The organism is Saccharopolyspora elongata (assembly GCF_004348985.1).
Taxonomy (GTDB): domain Bacteria; phylum Actinomycetota; class Actinomycetes; order Mycobacteriales; family Pseudonocardiaceae; genus Saccharopolyspora; species Saccharopolyspora elongata.
Genome location: NZ_SMKW01000085.1, coordinates 1 through 19194, shown reverse-complemented (window position 1 = coordinate 19194; position 19194 = coordinate 1). Strand labels below are relative to the sequence as shown.

General features: G+C 69.7%; 17 protein-coding genes and 1 pseudogene. 5 read left to right on the top strand and 13 right to left on the bottom strand.

Annotation, left to right across the window (positions count from 1 at the left end; all coding sequences use genetic code 11):
* Positions 1–230: 230 nt before the first annotated feature.
* Positions 231–1307 carry a substrate-binding domain-containing protein gene (locus E1288_RS38630; RefSeq protein WP_235884116.1) on the bottom strand — a complete coding sequence of 359 codons (1077 nt, stop codon included), beginning with the start codon at positions 1305–1307 and terminating at the stop codon, positions 231–233.
* A gap of 92 nt (positions 1308–1399) precedes the next feature.
* On the opposite strand from E1288_RS38630, the gene E1288_RS38625 reads away from it, so the two are divergent.
* Positions 1400–1822 carry a MarR family winged helix-turn-helix transcriptional regulator gene (locus E1288_RS38625; protein ID WP_132493633.1) on the top strand — a complete coding sequence of 141 codons (423 nt, stop codon included), beginning with the start codon at positions 1400–1402 and terminating at the stop codon, positions 1820–1822.
* A gap of 4 nt (positions 1823–1826) precedes the next feature.
* On the opposite strand, the gene E1288_RS38620 is transcribed toward E1288_RS38625, so the two are convergent.
* The 5 genes from E1288_RS38620 to E1288_RS38600 all read right to left on the bottom strand — a co-directional run bounded on the left by E1288_RS38620 (position 1827) and on the right by E1288_RS38600 (position 5898).
* Complete coding sequence (locus E1288_RS38620) at positions 1827–2516, bottom strand: formylglycine-generating enzyme family protein (RefSeq protein WP_235884115.1); 690 nt, start codon at positions 2514–2516, stop codon at positions 1827–1829.
* Positions 2509–2955 (bottom strand): helix-turn-helix domain-containing protein, encoded by a 447-nt coding sequence (locus E1288_RS38615; protein ID WP_235884114.1) that lies wholly within the window; start codon positions 2953–2955, stop codon positions 2509–2511. Before E1288_RS38615 ends, E1288_RS38620 begins: the two co-directional genes overlap by 8 nt.
* Before the next feature lie 253 nt (positions 2956–3208).
* Positions 3209–4411 (bottom strand): MFS transporter, encoded by a 1203-nt coding sequence (locus E1288_RS38610; protein WP_328592537.1) that lies wholly within the window; start codon positions 4409–4411, stop codon positions 3209–3211.
* The gene (locus E1288_RS38605; RefSeq protein WP_165968486.1) at positions 4408–5607 is read right to left on the bottom strand and encodes a M20 metallopeptidase family protein; all 1200 of its coding nucleotides are present in this window, start codon (positions 5605–5607) and stop codon (positions 4408–4410) included. Before E1288_RS38605 ends, E1288_RS38610 begins: the two co-directional genes overlap by 4 nt.
* A gap of 99 nt (positions 5608–5706) precedes the next feature.
* Positions 5707–5898, bottom strand: coding sequence for a helix-hairpin-helix domain-containing protein (locus E1288_RS38600; protein WP_132493631.1), 192 nt, complete (start codon positions 5896–5898; stop codon positions 5707–5709).
* 131 nt (positions 5899–6029) lie between these two features.
* Here E1288_RS38600 and E1288_RS38595 point away from each other — a divergent pair, with 131 nt between their 5' ends.
* The gene (locus tag E1288_RS38595) at positions 6030–7526 is read left to right on the top strand and encodes a long-chain-fatty-acid--CoA ligase (protein WP_132493630.1); all 1497 of its coding nucleotides are present in this window, start codon (positions 6030–6032) and stop codon (positions 7524–7526) included.
* Positions 7527–7634: 108 nt separating this feature from the next.
* Here the strand turns inward: E1288_RS38595 and E1288_RS38590 are convergent, their stop codons facing one another.
* From E1288_RS38590 to E1288_RS38580, 3 genes and pseudogenes are all read right to left on the bottom strand, one after another.
* A complete protein-coding gene (locus E1288_RS38590) occupies positions 7635–8102 on the bottom strand; it encodes a (2Fe-2S)-binding protein (protein ID WP_132493629.1) in 468 nt (155 codons plus the stop codon).
* 16 nt (positions 8103–8118) lie between these two features.
* Positions 8119–10378 (bottom strand): annotated as a pseudogene (locus E1288_RS38585) (molybdopterin cofactor-binding domain-containing protein).
* Positions 10379–10561: 183 nt separating this feature from the next.
* A complete protein-coding gene (locus E1288_RS38580; RefSeq protein ID WP_132493628.1) occupies positions 10562–11245 on the bottom strand; it encodes a GNAT family N-acetyltransferase in 684 nt (227 codons plus the stop codon).
* 421 nt (positions 11246–11666) lie between these two features.
* Here E1288_RS38580 and E1288_RS38575 point away from each other — a divergent pair, with 421 nt between their 5' ends.
* The 3 genes from E1288_RS38575 to E1288_RS38565 all read left to right on the top strand — a co-directional run bounded on the left by E1288_RS38575 (position 11667) and on the right by E1288_RS38565 (position 14308).
* The gene (locus tag E1288_RS38575; RefSeq protein ID WP_207954794.1) at positions 11667–12053 is read left to right on the top strand and encodes a VOC family protein; all 387 of its coding nucleotides are present in this window, start codon (positions 11667–11669) and stop codon (positions 12051–12053) included.
* Between the two features lie 100 nt (positions 12054–12153).
* Positions 12154–12444, top strand: coding sequence for a hypothetical protein (locus E1288_RS38570; RefSeq protein ID WP_132493627.1), 291 nt, complete (start codon positions 12154–12156; stop codon positions 12442–12444).
* 265 nt (positions 12445–12709) lie between these two features.
* Positions 12710–14308: an SMI1/KNR4 family protein gene (locus E1288_RS38565; protein ID WP_132493626.1), complete on the top strand. Its 1599-nt coding sequence runs from the start codon at positions 12710–12712 to the stop codon at positions 14306–14308.
* 261 nt (positions 14309–14569) lie between these two features.
* Here E1288_RS38565 and E1288_RS38560 read toward each other — a convergent pair whose 3' ends face one another.
* From E1288_RS38560 to E1288_RS38545, 4 genes are all read right to left on the bottom strand, one after another.
* Entirely contained in the window at positions 14570–14896 is a 327-nt protein-coding gene (locus E1288_RS38560) for a hypothetical protein (protein ID WP_132493625.1), read from the bottom strand.
* Positions 14893–16890 (bottom strand): nSTAND3 domain-containing NTPase, encoded by a 1998-nt coding sequence (locus E1288_RS38555; protein WP_132493624.1) that lies wholly within the window; start codon positions 16888–16890, stop codon positions 14893–14895. Before E1288_RS38555 ends, E1288_RS38560 begins: the two co-directional genes overlap by 4 nt.
* Complete coding sequence (locus tag E1288_RS38550; protein ID WP_132493623.1) at positions 16887–17618, bottom strand: toll/interleukin-1 receptor domain-containing protein; 732 nt, start codon at positions 17616–17618, stop codon at positions 16887–16889. The genes E1288_RS38555 and E1288_RS38550 overlap by 4 nt, the downstream gene beginning before the upstream one ends.
* 42 nt (positions 17619–17660) lie before the next feature.
* On the bottom strand, positions 17661–19194 hold a 1534-nt coding region (locus E1288_RS38545), incomplete at its 5' end, for a helix-turn-helix domain-containing protein (RefSeq protein WP_235884113.1).

The window sequence follows — 19194 nt, the reverse complement described above, 5'->3', positions numbered from 1 at the left end:
CAAGGAAATCGAGCGGGCCCCGCGCCACCGCCGAGCACATGGAGTGAACGGCCTGCTGGTCCCGGCTATCGGGGTGAACGGTCCGTTCGCGCCACGTCGGGAGGTGGGTGTCGGCGTTGGGCGGGTGGAGTGAACGGCCTGTTCGTCTCGTCTGGTGAGGTGAACGGTCCGTTCGCTCGTTGCCGTCGCGGATGCGCCGCCGCGCGAGCGAGATCCGGGTGCCCGGTCGGTCAGAGGCGGGTGATGACGTCGAAGTCGTAGCCGTCGGCCACCGCCAGGTGGACGTGCTGGGCCGCTTGGTGGCCGCGGAACTCGACCGTGCCGCGCGGGCCCTGATAGGCGGTTCCGTCGATGGCCGCGTTGAACTCCGCCATGCGGGCCGAGCCCGCTCGCCGCGCCAGCTTCGCCAACGTGCGCAGGCCCTCGTAGCAGGATTCGGCGGCGTTGTTCAGCGGCGGCGCCGACGGGCCGTGCAGCCGGGTGTACGCGCCGAGCAGGTCCATCGCGTCCGCCGTGGCCAGCGACCGGAAGTATCCCGCCGAGACGAACAGGTTCCGGGTCGCGTCCAGGCCGCTGGCGAGCAGCATGCTCTCCTCCATCAGCGGGCTGAAGCGCACCAGGCGTTCGTGCAGGCCCTGCGCGGCGAAGGCGCGGTTGAACCGCACGGCGTCCTGCCCGACGAGCAGCATCAGCACGCCGTCGCACGGGGAGCCGGCCAGTTTTCTGGTCACCTGCCGCATGTCGCCGGTGCCCAGGCCGACGAAGGTCTCGCCGACGATCCGCAGGTCCAGTTCGCGCGCGAAGGCGCGGACCGCAGCGGTCGAGCCGCGGGGCCACACGTAGTCGTCGCCGACCACGAACCAGCGGCGCACGCCGGCGTTGTCGCGCAGCCACCGCAGCGCCGGGGCGATCTGGAAGCGCGGCGTCTCGCCGGAGCAGAAGATGCCGGCGCGCCGCTCGCCGCCTTCGTAGAGCGACGTGTAGACGTAGGGCACGCGGTCGGCCACGACCGGCGCGATCGCGTGCCGCACCGAGGAAATGTGCCAGCCGGTGACCGCGTCGATCTCCCCGGCCGCGACCAGCCTGCCGACCTCCGCGGCGACCTCGCGCGGCGGCGCGCCGCCGTCCACGACGTGCACGGCCACCTCGCGGCCGAGGATCCCGCCGGCGTCGTTGAGCTCGTGCACCGCGAGTTCGGTGATCGCCTCGCAGGACGGGCCGAACAGGCCGGCCGGGCCGCGCAGCGGGATCACCATGCCCACGCGCCACCTCGCCGCGCGTTCGCGCACCGCTGGGCCGAATGCCATTCGCGGCTCCGAAAATGGCGAGAGTCTCGATCGCTTCCAGGTGGAAGTCTTACGATTCTCGCGGGGTAGCGCAAGAGTGAGGATCGGGGAGCATGGCAGCAGGTGACGTCGCGGCGAGTCCGCCGCTGACCAGGACGCTGGCCCGGGCCGCGCGCGCGGTCACCGCGAGCGTCGAGCAGGTCGTCCGGCCGGAGGGGCTGACCTTCGACCAGTGGCTGGTGGTGGAAACCCTGGCGGCGGAGGGAAGTCTGGCGATGGCCGAGCTCGGTGAGCGCACCATGATCACCGGGCCGACCCTGACCCGGCTGGTGGACCGGCTGGTCACGACGGCCCTGGTGTACCGGGAGGTGGACCCGGCGGACCGCCGCAAGGTCCTGGTGCACCTGAGCCGCCGGGGCGAGGGGTTGCACCGGGAGGTGGCACCGAAGGTCGCCGAGGTCGAACAGCACCTCCTGGGCGGTCTCAAGCGCGCCGGGGCGGTGCTGGAAGCCCTGGAGGGCATGACGGAGCGCTGACGCGTCAGCGCGAGCGGGCGAGCCGGAACCCGAGGTCGTCGGTGCGCAAGGTGGGGTGGCTCTTGCGGCGGCACGACGCGCGGCATCCCCGGGGTGGGTCGTACCAGCCGCCACCGCGGAACACCCGGTACGGGCCGTAGACCTCGGGATCGTAGACGTCCCAGCACCATTCCCACACGTTGCCGATCATGTCGTGCAGACCCCACGCGTTCGGCGCCCTGGTCGCGACATCGTGCACCTCGTCGCCGGAGTTCCCGCGGTACCAGGCGATCTCGTCCAACTCTCCATAGTGGACCCCGCAGGTCCCGGCCCGGCAAGCGTGCTCCCACTCGGCCTCGGTCGGGAGCCGGAAGCCGTCGGCGGACCAGTCGCAGGTCGCCTCCCGCGCGTCGGGGTCGTCGCCGATCGAGTAGCAGGGTTGGAGCCCCGCCGCTTCCGAGAGCAGGTTGCAGAACCGGACGGCGTCCTGCCAGCAGACCTCGGTGACCGGCGTCCGCGGCCCCGCCGGGCTCGCCGGCGCGTCGCCGGTGACGGCGCGGTACAGCTCGCGGGTCACCGGGTGCGCCGCCAGCAGGAAGTCGCCGACCTCGACGGGCCATTTCGTCTTCGTGCCCTCGTCCCGCAGGACGATTTCCCCGCCCGGGACGGCGATCATGCGCGGCGCCATCCCCAGACCCTCTGGTGGCTCAGGCATCGCCGGGCTCCTCGGCGAGCAGCCCGTTGTCGCCTTCGAGCACGGCGTCGAGCAGGCGCAGCAGCTCGGCGGTCGTGGCGGCACCGCCGAGGATCACGATCTTCAGGCGGCTGCGCTCCTCGTCGTGGACGGTCTGGATGCGCAGCGGGTGCGGGGCGCCGTTCGCCTCGGCCTGGACGAGCGTGCCGATGCGGTCGGCCGCGGCGCGGTCGACGCCGTCGATCTGCACGATGCTCGACACCTCCACCGCCCCGGCGGGCCGGGTGGATGGGGGCTGCGGGCGGCCGGTCAGCGCCTCCAGGTCGGCGCGGGCGATCCGGTACTGCTTGCCGATCCGCACCGCCTTGAGCCGCCCCGAGCGGATGTAGCCGCGCACGGTGCGCACGTGCAGTCCGAGCCGATCGGCCACCTGCTCTGCTGAGTACATTTCTTCCTTCATCGGTCCCCAACATAGGTCATATAGGGAGTGATAGGGAAGTATTCGGCACTATGGCTCACGCCATGGATGGCTGGCCGTGGCGCTTTGCGTCGACGTTTCCGCTGCTCACGGGGCCGTGCGTGTTTTGTGCTGCCATAGCGACCCAAAAGACGCACGGCCCCGTACCTGCGGCAACGGCCGTGCGGTCAGTCGAGGGCGATGTCCTTGGTCTCCGGCATGCGGTACGCGACCACCGCGCTGATCAGCAGCAGGATCACCGCGTAGCCGAGGAACACGTCGCCGCGGCCGCTGCTGGCCAGCCAGGTCTGCAGGTACGGCGCGCTGCCGCCGAACGCCGCCGTGGCGATGGCGTACGGGAACCCGGCGCCCGCCTCCGCATCCGGGTCGGGAACAGCTCCGCGTACACCGTGGGCATGATCGCCGGTCCCGGGGCGATGACCAGCAGCGCGATGATCATCGCGACCGCGAACTGCCAGATCTGGTCCTGGATCAGCCAGCTCAGCGGGTAGATGACCACGGCGCTGCCCACGAAGGACATCAGCAGCACGGGCCTGCGGCCGATGCGGTCCGAAAGAGCCCCGAACAGCGGCAGGACGAGGATGAACACCGCGTTCGCCAGGGCACCGACCCACAGCGCCGCGGACGGGTCCAGGTGGTGGACGCTGATCGCCTGCGCGGGCGCGGAAACCACCCAGGTGTAGAACACCACGGTGCCGCCGACGGTCAGCCCGATCACCCGCAGGCACGCGGTGCGCTGCTCCCAGAAGCTCCGCCACAGCGGCGGCCGATTCGTCGCCCGCTGCCGGTCGAAGACCTGCGTCTCGGCCGGCCGCAGCCGCATCACGAGGGTGTAGAGCCCGACGACGCCGCCGAGCAGGAACGGCACCCGCCAGCCCCAAGCGCTCATCGCGCCCGGCGGCAGCGCGCCCGCCAACGCGGCGGCGAGCGCGGAGCTCGCCAGGATTCCGCAGGTCCCCGAGGTGTAGACGAGGCTGGACCAGATCCCGCGCCGGCCGCGCGGCGCCATCTCCGCGATGTAGGTCTGCACCGCGGGCATCTCGCCGCCGTGCCCGAGCCCCTGGCACAGCCGGGCGACCACCAGCAGCAGCGCCGCGCCGATGCCGATCGACTCGTACGTCGGCGCGATGCCGATCAGCAGGCTGCCGCCGGAGGCCAGCGCGATGGAGCCGACCATGGCGGAGCGGCGGCCGATCCGGTCGCCGAACCAGCCGAACAACAGCCCGCCCAGCGGCCGCATCAGGAACCCGACGGCGAAGATCGCCAGGCTGGACAGCACGGCGCTGGTGCTGTCGTGGGCGGGGAAGAACTGCGCGGCGAAGAACGGGGTGAAGACGGCATAGGCGTTCCAGTCGAACCACTCCAGCGCGTTGCCCGCGCCGGTGCTGACGATGGTCCGCCACTTCCGGGGCGATGCGCGTTCGGCCTCGGTGATCACGGCTGCCTCTCGGCCAGGCGGCGGATGGCGAGTTCGGCGTAGAGCGCGGCGCCGTCGGCGAGCACGCCGTCGTCGAAGACGGCGAACGGGGAGTGGTTGTCCGGCGCCGTGGCCGGATCGCGGTCCTGCGGGCACGCGCCCAGGAAGATGAACGCGCCCGGAACCTGTTCCAGCACGCGGGAGAAGTCCTCGCCGCCGGTGACCGGGCGGTCCAGCCAGGAGAACCGGTCGCCGTGGGCGTCCGCCGCGACCTGTGCGGCGAACTCCGCCTCGGCGTCGTCGTTGATCGTGGCGCGCACGTACTCGGTGAGATCCACGTCGACCTCGACGCCGTGGGCCGCCGCGATGCCGTTGCACACGGCGGCGATGCCCGCCCAGACCGCGTCCCGCGAAGGGGCGGAGAACCAACGCAGCGAGCCGTCGAAGCATGCTTCGCCGGGGATCACGTTGCCCGCGTCCCCGGAGTGGAAGCTGCCCACCGTCAGCACCACGGTCTCGAACGGATCGACGGTGCGCGCGACCAGCGCCTGCAGCGCGCCGACCATCTCGCAGGCCGGGGCGATCGGATCCTTGGCGCGGTGCGGGGTGGAACCGTGGCCGCCCGCGCCGCGCACCGTCACCCGGAGCAGGTCGCCGCCCGCCATGAGCGGGCCGCGCCGGGTGGTGAAGGTCCCGAGGTCGTGGCGCGCGGCCTGGACGTGCATGCCGTACGCGGCAACCGGGTGCGATCCGGAGGCCTTCAGCACGCCTTCGGCGATCATCTTCCCGGCGCCGTCGCAGCCCTCCTCGCCGGGCTGGAACATCAGCACCACGTCGCCGGCCAGCTCCGCGCGCCGCTCCGTCAGCAGCCGTGCGGCGCCGACCAGCATCGCGGTGTGCAGGTCGTGCCCGCAGGCGTGCATCCGGCCGTCGATCCGGGAGGCGTAGTCCACGCCGGTCTGCTCGGTCACGGGCAGGGCGTCCATGTCGGCCCGCAGCAGCACCGTCGGGCCCGGGCGCGCGCCGCGCAGCACTGCGGTGACGGAGCTCAGCCCGCTGCCGGTGGTGATCTCCAACGGCAGGCCGTCCAATGCGGCCAGCACTTTTTCCTGGGTGCGCGGCAGATCCAGCCCGACCTCGGGTTCGGCGTGCAGCTGCCGCCGCAACCGCACCAACTCGTCCTGAAGCTCGCGTGTGGACAACGGCAGTCCCCTCATCTCGTGATCACGTCACGGCCAGGATGACCGCCCGCCACCCGTGGAACACCAGAATGTCGGGAAACCGTTGCGGAAGCGCGGTTGCGTGCAGGAAAACGATCAGGACAGCGACAGGCCGAGCTCTTCGAGCGATTCCTGCAGCCGGGACAGCGCCTTCGGTCCCATGCCGTGGAGCTTCTTCAGCTCGGCGGCCGGAACGCCGTCGAGCTGCCGCAGTTCGGTGTAGCCGGCCGCGTTCAGCGCCCTCGTTGCGGGCGCGCCCACACCGCGGGGAAAACCGGAGTCCGCCATGCCCGGATCGTAGCGCCACCTGACCGGCATCTTGTGTGCCAGATCACCCTTGCGTAGGCTACGACCATACCGACTGGTCGGTACCGATTTGTCCGGGCGACACCGCCGTTCCCCGAACCGACGGAGTGGGCATGGGATTCAACCTGGCGACGATGCTGCGCGAATCTGCGACCGAGCGGCCCGAGCGGCCACTCCTGCACTTCGGCGCGCGGTCCATCGCATACCGGGAGGTCGACGAGCTCAGCGGGCGCGTCGCGGCCGGACTGCAGGCGGCCGGGCTGAACCGCGGCGACAAGGTCGTCGTGCACCTGCCGAACGTGCCCGAGTTCCTGTTCGCCTACCTCGGCATCCTCAAGGCCGGCCTCGTGATGGTGCCGCTGAACCCGATGCTGCGGGCGTCGGAGATCGCCTACCACCTCGCCGACAGCGAAGCCACGCAGCTGATCACCTTCGAGTCCTTCGCGGACGAAGCCGTCAAGGCCGCGGACGGGGTGCCGGTCTACGTCGTCGGCTCGGCCGCTCCCAGCGGTACGAAGCCCTTCGAGGAGCTGTGCGCGGCCGAGGACACCGGCGAGATCACCGCCGTGGAAGCCGACGACACGGCGGTCGTGCTCTACACCAGCGGCACGACCGGTCAGCCGAAGGGCGCCGAGCTGACGCACTTCGAGCTGTTCATGGCCTGCACCGTCGGCGGCGAGCGGTTCGGCGTCTCCGAGGACGACGTGAGCGTCGTGGTGCTGCCGCTGTTCCACGTGTTCGGCCTGGTCACGGTGCTCGGCCCGGTGATCCGGTTCGGCGGCTCGGCGGTGCTCATCCCCAAGTTCGAGGCCGGAGCCGTCCTGGACGCGATCGAGCGGCACCGCTGCACGATCTTCTCCGGTGTGCCGACGATGTACTTCGCGCTGCTCGGCGCGGATCTCGCCGGCCGGGACCTCGCCTCGCTGCGAGCCGGGATCTCCGGCGGCGCGGCGATGCCGGAGGAGGTGCTGCGGGAGTTCGAGCGGAAAGTGCCGGGCATCGTGGTGCTGGAGGGCTACGGCCTGTCCGAGACCGCCGCCGTGGCGACCTTCAACTGCAGCGCGGCGGAGCGCAAGATCGGCTCGATCGGCCGGCCGCTGTGGGGCGTCGAGGTGAAGATCTTCGACGAGGACGACCGCGAACTGCCGCCCGGCCCCGAGCACATCGGCGAGGTGGTGATCCGTGGCCACAACGTCATGAAGGGCTACTACAAGCGCCCGGAGGCGACCGAGGCGGCGTTCCGCAGCGGCTGGTTCCACACCGGCGACCTCGGCTACCGCGACGAGGACGGCTTCTTCTTCGTCGTGGACCGCAAGAAGGATCTGATCATCCGCGGCGGCTACAACGTCTATCCGCGCGAGGTGGAAGAGGTGCTCTACGCCCACCCGGCGATCCGCGAGGCCGCCGTGATCGGCAAGCCCGACTCGCGCATGGGGGAGGAGATCGTCGCGGTGGTCGCGTTCCAGCCCGGCAGCAGCCCGGACGCGGACGAGCTGATCGCGTTCAGCCGCGAGCGCCTGGCCGGGTACAAGTGCCCGCGCGAAGTCCGGGTCCTGGACGAACTCCCCAAAGGCCCGAGCGGCAAGATCCTCAAGAAGGCCCTGCGGTAGCAGCGAGGGCGGCGTTTTCGCGCGAAACCGGCGTTCCCCGTGAGGGCGGGGTGCCGGTTTCGCGCGAAAACGCCAGCAGTACCCGGACGGTGGACGAGCCGGATCGGGTCACATCTTCGCGGCGCCGGTCTTGATCGCCTCGCGGATGCGGAAGTACGTGCCGCAGCGGCAGATGTTGCGGATCCCGTCGATGTCCGCGTCGGTGATCTCGCGGCCTTCCGCGGCGGCCCGGCGGACCAGCGCCACGGCGGCCATGATCTGGCCCGGCTGGCAGTAGCCGCACTGCGCGACGTCGTGCTCCAGCCACGCCTCCTGCATCGGGTGCAGGTCCTCGCCGGCGAGGCCTTCGATCGTCGTGATCTCGTCGCTGGGCCCGACGTCCTTGACCTGCATGGAGCACGGGTTGAACGCCTTGCCGTTGAGGTGGCTGGTGCACGCCTTGCAGACGTTGATCCCGCAGCCGTACTTCGGCCCGGTCACGCCGAGGACGTCGCGCAGCACCCACAGCAGCCGCACGTCGTCGGCGACGTTCACGGTGACCTGCTCGCCGTTGAGTCGAAAGGTGTGCTCTGGCACGGGATCTCCTTGGCGTTCAGCGCGCGTGGTCGAGGCCGTCGGTGGGGGACTGCGGGATCGGCGGCACGGTCGGCTTCGGCTCGAAGCCGAGGGCGCCGTGGTTGATCGGGAAGCTGGTGGGCATCTTCCCGGTGGCGCGCCCGTAGGCGCAGGCGACCGCCGCCATCGACGCGGCGACGCCGAGCTCCCCGGCGCCGCCTGGCTCGCCGGTCGTCGGCGGCATCACGATCACCTTCAGCTCCAGCGGGGTGTTCCACTGCCTGGTGTAGAAGTAGTTGTCCCAGCTGGCTTCGAGGAAGTGACCGTCCCGCAGGTGCAGGCTGGAGGTGAGCGCCAGGGCGATGCCGTCCATGACGCCGCCCATCATCTGCGCTTCGAGCCCGCGCGGGTTGACCGCGAGCCCGACGTCGACGGCGAAGACCGCCTTGGTGACGCGCGGCCCGGCCACCCCGTCGCGGATCGGGCGGTCGACGGTCTCCGGCCGGCAGTCGATCTCGACCAGCGCCGCCGTCACGCCGTGGTACTCGGCGTGGAAGGCGATTCCCTGCGCCATGCCCGCGGGCATCTCCCGGCCCCAGCCGCCGGCCTCGGAGACCTCGTCCAGCACGGCCCGCGAATGGTCGTCCTGCAGGAAGTCGGCCCGGAACCGGTAGGGGTCCTTGCCCATTCGCGCCGCGAGCTCGTCGACGATCAGCTCCCGGGCGCAGGTGACGTCGAGGGAGTAGATGTTGCGCATGCTGCCGGTGTTGAAGCCCTTGTCGGTCTCGTTGAGCAGCTGCGTGGCAACGCCGAAGTCGTAGGGCATCGACTGGGTGAGCTGGAAGATGGTCTGGGCGAAGGTGAAGTCGCCGACGGGCAGCTGCGCCGACATGGCGGTGAGCACCTCGCCGAGGCCGTGCCCGAAGTCGGTGGCGACGCTGGTGTGCCGCTGTTCGTAGCCGAGCACGGTGCCGCCCGCGTAGCCGACGCGGACGCGCGACGTGGCCATCGGATGCGTGCGTCCCTGGCGGGCGTCGTCGGCGCGGTGCCACATGAGCTTCACCGACTTGCCGAACCGCTTCGAGATCTCGGCCGCTTCGAGCGCGGCATCGAAGAACAGCTTGCGGCCGAAGGAACCGCCGCCGTCGACGACGTGCACGGTGACCGAGCCAGGCGGGAGCCCGAGCTTGGCCGCGATGGTCTGCCGGGCGACGATGGGCGACTTCAGCGATCCCCAGATCTCGGCCCGGTCGGCGCGCTGTTGCCGCGGAAGTAGAAGGTGAAATCGCGTTCCACGGTGCTGGTCAGCGGCGGCACCGCGAGCGGTAGCTCGGCGGACTTCAGCTTGCGGAGCACCGTGTCGTCCGATTTCCCTTCCGCAGTCCCGGGATTCCACGTGACCCGCAGAGCGCGCACGGCGTCGATGCACTGGCCGAAGGTCTCCGCACGGACCGCGACTCCCGTGGAGACCACGGCGGCATCGGTGACGCCCGGCATGGCGCAGACCTCGGCGAGGTTGGCCACGGACTCGACGGTGCCGTTGATCGTCGGCGGCCGGCACACCATCGTCGGCTTCGCGCCCGGGATGTCGAGGTCCATCGCGAACTTCTTGCGCCCCGTGACCGCCGCGAGCGCGTCGGTGCGGTTGTGCGGCTTGCCGATGACGGCGAACTGCTCGCGCGGTTTGAGCTCGACGGGAACCTGCTCGGTCCGCGTGCTCGCGGCCTGCCCCGCCAGGGAGCCGATGCCGATGCTGCGGCCCGCGAGGTCGGTGATCACGCCCGCCTTCAACGTCAGGTCGGTGACGACGGAGCCGAGCTCGATCGCGGCCGCGCGCAGCAACCGGCCCTTGGCGACGGCGGCGGCGACGCGGATCGGCGCGTAGGTGGAGATGGTCGTGTTCGAACCGCCGGTGAGCTGGTTGAACAGCAGTTCCGGCCGGGCATCGGCCAACGTGACGCGGACGTCCTCCAGCGGCACGCCCATCTCCTCGGCGATCAGCATGGCCGTGGAGGTGGTGATGCCCTGGCTGACCTCCGCGCGCGGCAGCGCGAAGGAGACCGTGCCGTCGTCGTTGACCGCGACGGTGATCAGGTTCGAGGTCGGCCGCGCGGCCTCGGTCAGCAGGTCGTTGAGGTCGAGCAGCCCGGCGACGGCACGACGGCCTCGGCGCGCGGCGAGAGGCCGAGCTCGGCGGCGGCGACCAGGGTGGGCGCGGCCAGCACGTAACCGAGGAACCGCCGCCGCCCGAGGACGTTCGCGCCGGATCCCTGGGGTCCATGATCAACACTGGTCATCGGCGATCCCCTCCGCCGGGCACCCCGTTGGTCCCGGCAACCGAACGCGAGCCGAGCAGACGGCGCAACGCCGTTCGGCCAGCGGAACTGTAACGACGATCATTGTCGAGGTCAAAGCCGCTGGAAGGGTGCGCCCGTGCGTACTTCGTGCTGCTATGGCAACACGAAGTACGCACGGGTCGGTCAGGCTTCCGGAACCCGCACGGCGGAGAAGTACAGCCGGTACCGCAGCCGGAAGCCCATCGATTCGTAGAGCCGGATGGCGCCGGTGTTGGACGCGACCGTGTGCAGCAACGGCTTCTCGCCCCGGGCCCGGATCCCGGCGACGACGGCCCGCATGAGCCGGGTGGCCAGGCCCTGCCCGCGGAACGCCGGGTCGGTGCAGACCGCGCTGATCTCCGTCCAGCCGGGCGGGTGCAGCCGCTCACCGGCCATCGCGACGAGCTCGCCACCGCGCCGGAACCCCAGGTACGTGCCGAGTTCGATGACGCGCGGCAGGAACGGCCCGGGCTGGGTGCGCTTGACGAGGTCGAGCATCTCCGGCACGTCCGCCGCGGTGAGCCGCACCGCCTCGTCGTCCTCGGCCCCGGCCACGCCGTCGTCGACCAGCTGCACGCCGGGGAGCCGCTCCACGACCTCCCAGCCGGGCGGGGGCGTTCGCGCCCGCCCGGAGAAGGCGACCACCGCGCCCGGCCCGGCCAGCGCAGCGACGTCCCGCCAGCCGTCGTCGCCGAACTCGTCCGGAATGGCCAGGAACGGCGCCATGTCGACGGGGTAGCGCAGCACCTGCCCGTGCTTCTCGGCGAAGCCGGCGTGCGGGCCGGTGAGCGAAGCCCACGCGGGGTTGTCGAGCGGCGACGTGGTCATCGACCACTCCTTCCGGCGAAGTGTTCGGTGCCGCCACATTTTCGCGCAGCGGCGCGTGGTTCGAGCATCCCCGGTTTTGCCGTACCAACACGTGAGAACCCAGCTGCGGGACGGATGCGGGTGATCGGCGCTGGTCGCTGGGGGTCGAGTATTCCGGGCCGTTGCGGAGGAGTGGGATGACGCCGGTTTCGCGCGAAACCGGCGTTCGCCACGCCTGCGGGGCGCCGGTTTCGCGCGAAAGCGGCGTCCCGCGCAAGCTCCCGACAGCCTCTGCAACGACCCGGAGACGCGGCCCGTACCTGGCTGTGACCCAGGGCAAGTGCGCTTGACGCGCCGGAAGCCGTCGTGATCTGATCCAACCAGCGTCGCGTGTCGGTGGCAGGCTGTGCCAGGCATGGAGGCGTGGGTTCGAAGGGTCTTCATGACCACTCTTTTCAATCACACCATCGTCGCCGCGCGCGACAAGCAGGAATCGGCGTCCTTCTTCACGGAGATGTTCGACCTCCCGCCTGCGGAGCCGGGCGGCCCCTTCCTCACGGTCCACCTGGACGCGGGCGTGACGCTCCAGTTCGCCGAGCCGGGTATCGAATTCCCGCCGCAGCACTACGCATTCCTCGTGACCGAGGAAGATTTCGACGGCATCTACGCCAGGATCAAGGCGGCGGGCCTCGAACACTGGGCGGACCCGCAGAGGAAGCTCCCGCAGCAGTACAACACGAACCACGGCGGTCGTGGCGTCTACTTCTGCGACCCGGCGGGTCACTACCTGGAGGCGATCACCCAACCGTACGGCGCAGATCTGAACTGATCTAAGTGGACGGTCGCACGCGGCCCGCCCGGTCCTCGCGCCGGGCGGGCCGCGCGGCTGGTAGCGTCGGGTGAGCTCCGGCCGAAGGGACTGGTTCGCGATGACCGCCGAGCACCCTGAGGTTCCGCCTGACGGGGAACGCGATCACAGCCTGCTGATCAGCGAGGAGCGGCAGCGGGATCTGCTCTCCCAGCTCGTCGAGATCGAGCACGAGATCCGCCGGGTCACCCTCGACGCGGCCGGCAACGGCCCGGCCAACCGTGCGGCCGCCGAAGCCCACCTCGCCGAGTTCACCGAGCTGACCCAACGTGCCCGCCGGGCCGTCCGCAACGCGGTCACCGTCGAAGAGCGGATCGCCCACCTCGACTTCGACGTCGACGACCGGCCCTGAAGCGCCGGAACCCTGCGCCGAGGTGACGCTGCAGGAACGCAATTTCAATGGAAATCAGAGCTCTGATTTCCATTGAAATTGCGGAAGTTCTCCACAGCCATCGGTGTGTCGGGTCCTGACACCGATGGAACGTGGTCAACGCGATGTTCGGCATCGGGCTCCTGGGCCTGCTCCACCTCGGTCCCGAGCTCGCTGTGCCGCGACTGTCGGCGCCGGGTGCTAGAACCCGTCGGAAACGATCAACGATCTGAACGGGCGCATTCCAATGGGACGTCATCGGCGGGAAGCCGACACCACCGAACTGCTCAGCGGCATGGCCGCCCGCGTCGCGGAGAACGCTCCCGAGGGATGGCGGCGCGCGTGGGCGAGCGTTCACCGGTACGAGAACGGGGCCCGCAGCAGTGTCATGCAGTACGAGCTGGCCGACGGTGAGCTCCGCGACGGTGGCGTGGATCTGTTCAAGGAAGCAGGAGCCCTGTTCTTCGCGACCAAGCCGTGGCCGGATCACCTGACCGTTGAGCTGGCCGTCGAGCCTTCGGGCGAGTTCGAGGCGGTCACCAGCCGGTCGCTGATCCGCACGCAGTACCAGCCGGATCGCCTGCTGCTCGTGCTCAAGCCGGATGTCCTGCCCGTCGAGCCGGGGGACGAGCAGGAGGGCCCTGCGGATCCGACGTTCGCGGGTGATCCGGACGAGGCCGTGCGGCTGCTCCGGGAGTACTTCCGGCTGCGCGCGGAGATCTTCGAAGAGGAGTATGAAGAGGAACTGCCTCCTCCGCTGGACGAAGCGACGCGCGCCGAGCTCATGGCGAGCCTGGGCGTCGCGCTGCCGCCCGATCTGGTCGCCTTGTACGGCGTGGCCAACGGCGACGACGGCGAGGGCGTCAACATCTTCGACACGCACTCGTGGATCGACCTGGAATTCGCGGCCGAACACCCCCACCACCGGAACGACGGTGATTGGACCGACGACCCGCTGACAGGCGCGGTCTTCGAGGCGACGCCGCCGGGGAAGGTGCGGCGGTCGATGAGCCGCGACGGGTGGATCGTGATCGGAGTCAACGAGGACGGGGACTTCCTCGCCGTCGACATGGACCCGGGCCCCGCGGGCCGCCCGGGACAGGTGATCATCATCGGCGGCGAGTACGAAGGAGCTCCCGTCTACGTCGCCGACTCGGTGACGACGCTGCTGCGCCGCCAGGTGGAGGCGCTCGAACGGGGCGACTACGAGCTCGACCACGGCCGCCTGTTCGTCGACGCCGAAACCCCGCGCACGGTGGAGTACCTGGAGTCGTTCTGGTGGGATGCCGACGACCACGGCGACTCCCTGACCGGAATGCCTGGGGAAGTCCAACGCGTCACAGCCTGGAAGGCCGACGGGATCGACCTGGAGCCCGCTCGCCACGCGCCCCTCCTGCGGGACGTGGTGCTGCGCGGCCAGGGCGCACTCGACCTGAGCCCGCTCCGAGACGCGCCCCTGGAGAGCCTGACGCTGGAACTGGGCTCGATCGACCCGACTCCGCTGTCCGGCCACCCGACGCTGCGCAACCTGACCCTGCGTTCGCGGCAGCCGGTGGAAGTCGCTGTGCTACCAACACTTCCGAGACTCCAGGGCCTCGACCTCTCGCGCGCCGAGGTGATCGACATGGAGCCGGTCGCAAATCTGGAAGGACTGCTGTTCCTCGCCCTGACCTACGAGCAGTGGGTGCGACTCTGGGAACTCGGCGCCGAGCTGCCATCGCTAGCGGCGGTAGCGCTGGGTGGAAACCCAACGCCGAACCAGATCAACGAGTGGACGGAGCACTTCACGGGAACCCTCCCGGATGGCCAAGAAAAGCACACCGGCCGATACGACGCGCGATCATGACCAGTGCTCCAGGCCAAAGAACGGCGTGAAGACGAGCTGCGCCCGGCCGTCCGGTCAGGCCGGACGCAGCACGTGTCGGCGAGCCTGTCCTATTGTCCACAGCAGACGGTCAAGGGCCAGGTGGTCGGGGTGTAGCCCCTGGGGCGGGTTCGGCCGCCGCGCGGCGGGGCGGAAATCGTGCTGAGGTGAGCGGACCGTTTGTCCCGATAGACGGGGCGAACGGTCCGTTCACCTCAGCAACCGCGGCGCTGGACGCCGCGCCTAGAGCGGGCGTGGTGCGTCGAACTTCTGGCGGACCTCCTCTGCTGCTCCGGGGTTCCCGGCCGCTTCGATCAGCTTGGCGAAGCGGTGCGCGGTCAGCGCGCGCACCGGGTTGTCCCCGTACAGGCCGATCCTGTCCAGGACCACGCCGACGTGGTCGCTGGTGGTCCTGTTCCCGTGCATGAGCTTCTGGTAGACCCCGTACAGAATCGCGCCGAACAGCGGCACGGTGACCCACGCCGGCCATCCCAGCAGCAGCCCCAGCAGGAGCGGGACGGCGGCCGCCAGCGTCAGGCCGCCGTACAGGATCCGGTTTTCCTTGCTCATCGAACGGCCTCCTCAGGCACGTGGTCGAACGTGTAGTCGGTGGCGTGCAGGCCCTGCGCAATGTCGATCAATTGGGACAACCGGACGAAGACATCGGGGCGCCCGCTCGCAGTCCGGCTCCAATCGCGCGCGAGGACGTGCAGCGAACCGAGCAGGTGGAGGTGCTGGCTCGCCGCATCCACCAGGATGCCGAGCAGCAGATCGTGCGGCGCGGTCCGGCCGGCGGCGTCGAACCAGTGGCAGACGCGCTGCACGACGAGGTCCGGTCGGGCGAGCATGGCCGCACGCCAGCAGAAACCCAGCTGGGAGCGGATCGTGTGATCTGCCGCGAGAGGCTGGGAACGGTTGCTGGAGTCGGCCAGCCGCACCGGATCCGCGATGGCGAGGAACAGGAAGTGATCGGCGGGCCACGGCTGCTGCTTCGCCAGCCCTGTTGTGAGCCTGTCGAGCAGCAGCCGCAGGAGTATCGGATCGAGCGAGGTCAGCTCGACGAGCGCCTGGTACGCAGTCGGAGCACCGGTGCCGTCCTCATTGCGGGCCCGGTGGTGCAGCCGCACCAGGGCCTGGTCCGGGTAGGTCGGCGCGATCACCTCGGTGCACACGTCCACCAGGATCTGCCCGACGTCCCCGGGGAGGTCGCTGCGCCGCGACCACCTGTACACCAGCTGCCGGAAGAAGTGCCCGTGGCGCTCGTCCTTCAGGCCCGCGATGAGAGCCCGCACCCCGAAGTCGCGCAGCGCGTTCGGCGTCCCGTTCTGCCTCGGGTAGATCCACCGGTCGATCAGCCACTTCACGTGGCCCGGCGAGTTGGTGCGCAACGCCTGCACCACGAACCGGTCCACCAGGTTCTCGCGGTCCCGCCTGGTGAACTGCTCGATGCGGAGAATGTCGTCCACCCACCGGCAGAACGGCTCCCGGAGATCCGGGTAGTTGTCCCAGAAGTGCTCGCGCAACGCTCGGTCGTAGCTGCGCAGGCTGAACTCGATCCGGTTGTTCGGCGCGACGTCGATGCTCAGGTCGGCGAGCTGGGTGCGGTAGCCCTCCTGCTCCATCCGGGGCTGCTCGCGCCCGTCGAGGCTCAACGCGCTCACCAGGCGGTGGGAGGCGAAGAACACGGCGTCGCTTGAGGCGCCGCGGCACATCGCCGCGGCGAGCAGCACCGTGCGCTGCCGACCGCCCGGCACCTTGTTCAGCTGTTCCGCCACCTCGTTGCTGCGGTCGATCCGGGCGGAAACCGCTTCGCTGAGCCAAGTCGAGACATCGCCGCTGCTGTTCGTGTCGCGGGCGAGCACGACCATCTGCGCGAGGTTGGCGATCTCCGACATCGGCGCGGACAGGCTGCGTGCGAGAGCTTCCGAGGCCAGTTGCTGGCCGGAAGGGAAGATCGACTCCTGTTCCAGGTGCCATCGAAGCACCGAGGCACCGCGCGGCCGGTCGATCCTGGCCTCGAACTGCGCCAGGTCCGAATCCAGGCGGTGCTTGCGGGAATCGGGCACGACTACGGCGATATAGCCATTGCGCTGTTGGAGGATCGTGCGGAACGAAAGGAGGTCTCGTTGCCGGGCGTGGAACACGTCCTCGCCGCTGTCGGAGAGGTCAAGGACGAACAGGTGGCCCGGCTGGACCTTCAACTTGTCCAGGCCCGGGCTCTGCGTGCGCGCCTCGTCGTCGAGCACGGTGAAGGGGGTGTGGTCGTCGGCGAGCTCGTTCAGGAGCATCTTCGCCGCCGTGCGCCGACCGCTTCCCGGCGGCCCGGTGAGCACGACGGTGCGGGACTGCCGCAACATGTCCCGTGCGGCACCAAAGTTCTGCGGCGGCTCGAACCGCCGCTTGAGCCAACTCAGGTCGCCCTTCAGCGTCAGTCGCGGCCCGCGAGCCTGTTCCTGGACGCTCTCGTGGATCGTGAAGTAGATCGGGTTGATGTTCTGATCGCCGGAGCCGGCGTGGATCGGGCTGCCCTGCGTGTCGTGGAACTCGTTGTTCGTTTCGGTCACCGGTCTTCACCCCGCTCCCGCTTCGAGCCGAACTTCTGGCGGATTCCGCCGGTGTTCTTGCCCGCGATGTAGTTCGCGCCGTCGCCGTAGAAATTGTTCTGGTCACCCGCGCCGCTGCTCACCGGACCCGTCGGGCCGTTGAACGTAGTGGTGGTGATCGATCCACCGTGCAGGTCGCGGAGCTGGATGGCGTTCCCGACATGGCCGGTGATGGAGTTGTACACGCCTTCGGACGAAGGCGCTTTCGCCGCCCGGTCCGCGAGCCCCGGCACCAGGTCCAGGAGCTCGGCGGCGATCCGCACCAGCCCGGTCTCGGCGTTTCCGGTGTCGAAGTCCAGGGCTTGGAGGTCGGCCAGCGGGGCCAACTCGGGCGGCAGCGCGGCGGCCGAAAGCCGCGGCAGCCCGCGCCCGCACAGGATCGGGATGATGCGGGCACCGGACTGCATGGCGTTCAGGATCTCCCTGCGGATCCAGTCGTCCTCGTTCGCCAGGGCCTGGTTGCCGTTCTGGTCGGTCGCGCTGAGCCAGTTGGGGCCGATCAGGACGAGGAGTGCGCGGGCACCGGTCGACGCAGCCTGCAGGCGCACCCGGAAGTTGTCCCCGGGCCGGATCGACTTGCTGTCGCGGAACACCTCTTCGCTGCCGAACCTGCCCGACAAGTAGCTCTCGATGTGCGCCGCTGCCTGGTGGCAGTCGTCGGTTCGGTAGTTGACGAAGATTTTTGGCATGGGGGTACCTCATTTCCGGCACGGATGGCGCCTGGGGACTTCTCAGCTGGACTGGTTGTGCAACGAGGTGATCAGCCGGGGTTGCAGCTCGCGGACTGACCGAACCCGGTGGTGCCGGGCGAGAACGTGGCTCAGCTGGCGGAGGTCGGTGATGATGGTCGCCGAGCCGACGGTGTCGACGACACCGAGGATCTGGCCGACCAGAGCACAGGCGTGGTCGATGTCGCCGGCCGAGGCGTGGGCCAGTGCGCGGCGCACGCCGTAACGCGCCTGAGAGCGAAGCGCCTGCGGCGACAGGCGTTGGACCTCGCGGTCGAGGACCGCGGTAGCGGCATGGATGCGTCCGAGGTCGTGGAGGCACCAGCCGTGGATCATCTCGACCGGGTCGGTGAGGTTCGTCGTACCGAGCACCGGCCCGGCTTCGGGTTGCGAGGTGCTGAGCATTTCGCGCGCGTGATCCAGAGCGCGCATACACGCGTCGTAGTCGCTGGCGAGAGCATGGCCTTGCGCCTCGTGCAAAGCGGCCAAACCGCGGATGCGTGCGGTTGTTGCGCTGCTTTGCGCTTGGCGCGACAGGTCGATCGTGTGCTGTGCATTTCGTTGGTACATGGCGACCAGCGCGCGCCGGACCAGCGAGTACGCGGCCAGTGTTCGGTCTTCGCCGGCTTCGGCCAGCTCCACCGCGCGGTCGGTCCACCACAGCGCGGCCTGGTCGTTTCCCGATTCCTGCGCCATCCACCCGGCGAATTCCGCGTACCGCGAGTTCAACGCGAAGAGCTCACCACGGAGCTTTGGCCGCCGAGACTGGGCCGCGAGCTCGCGGAGGGTGTGGGTTTGCGCGATGAGCGCGGGCAGCACCACCGAGGGGCTCGCCGTTTGGCCCAGCGTGCGGAACTGGTCGAACATGGTGCGGAACGTCGAGACCGTGCCGTCCTCGGCGATCGCGTGACCGCCGCCCATGCCGAAGGCGAGCACCGAGGCCGCGCCCGCCGCCAGCACCTGCCGCCGGTCCATCGGCCGGAACCAGCTCTTCCCGCCTGAATCGAGACCCATCAACCACACCTCACCGTCGCCGTTCACCTCGGGCAGCGATGCTTCGGAAGACCGCGCGGGAACCAGGCTCGCGAGTTCTCCACCGGCTTCGAGGAGCGAATCGCAACGCCGGGCGAAATCCGGTGTCGGCCGTTTCCCGCCGGTTTCGATCTTGCTGACGTAGCCCTTGCTGTAATGCAGCAGCGCGGCCATTCGAGTGAGCGAAAGACCGGCCGCGGTGCGCAGTCTTCGAAGCTCTGCCCCGAACAGTGTGGGCTGTTCAGTCACATCGTCCTCCGGGTTTCCCGTTGCCCGGTTCAGCGGGCGACGGGAAACGGCTGTTGGTCCCGACCGGTTTTCGCGCACGGTGAAACGTGCCGGTCCGGCGACTGGGAGGCCGGACCACCGGCAGACCTTAGAGTTCCTAACAGAATGATCACTTGTAGTGACTGGCATTCCCTGATGGTTGATCATGATCGTGTGAAGAAGGGTGAGCAGCCGCCATGGATCGTGTCCGACGAGCTGTGGGAGCGAATCGAGCCGT